Below are 548 nucleotides of genomic sequence, written 5' to 3'. Positions count from 1 at the left end.
TGATGGAAGGTCTGGTGACAGAAGACCGTGTCGACGCTGGCGTCGGGAAGGTCGATGCGTGCGCAGTCACTGGTGAACAGCTCCACGTCGATGCCTTCGCGCGCGGTCTCTTCACGGGACAGGTCGATACTGTGTGGATCCGCATCCAGGCCGAGCATGCGCGTGGGAGCGAACACGTCACGCAGATACCGGAACGAGCGACCCTGGCCACAGCCGACATCGAGCAGCGTGCCGCCCTGCGGCGCTGGCTCGCCGGCCAGGCGCTTGAGGTCATTGATGGCCACGCGCAGTACGTGGTGCTGCCAGGTGTGGGTGCGCAGGAAGACGAAACCGATCCGGGTTTCCTCGACATAAGTGGCGCTGGCGTACTTCATCGTTGAGGCGTCCATGGCAATTCAGGGCGACGGCTGGCGCGCCAGCTGGCGCTCGATGTCGTCGATGAAAACGGAAGGCGAGACCATCTGCATCTCGCCATCGGCGAGCCTCACCGCGACCTGAATCGTACTGGCGCGGGTCAGTCGCTCACCGGTGACGGCGTCGCTGAGGGT

The 548-nt window shown here is 64.4% G+C and carries 1 protein-coding gene; it reads right to left on the bottom strand.

All coding sequences use genetic code 11. The annotated features are described in order from the left end of the window. Positions 1 to 374, bottom strand: a 374-nt coding sequence (locus tag CBX98_RS25325) for a class I SAM-dependent methyltransferase (RefSeq protein WP_146192912.1), incomplete at its 3' end; no start/stop codon positions are given. Positions 375 to 548: the final 174 nt, after the last annotated feature.

This window comes from Vibrio sp. T9 (assembly GCF_003123985.1).
GTDB classification, from domain to species: domain Bacteria; phylum Pseudomonadota; class Gammaproteobacteria; order Enterobacterales; family Vibrionaceae; genus Vibrio; species Vibrio diabolicus.
Note: the sequence above shows the minus strand (reverse complement) of the source record. Positions and strands in the feature narration are given on the sequence as shown.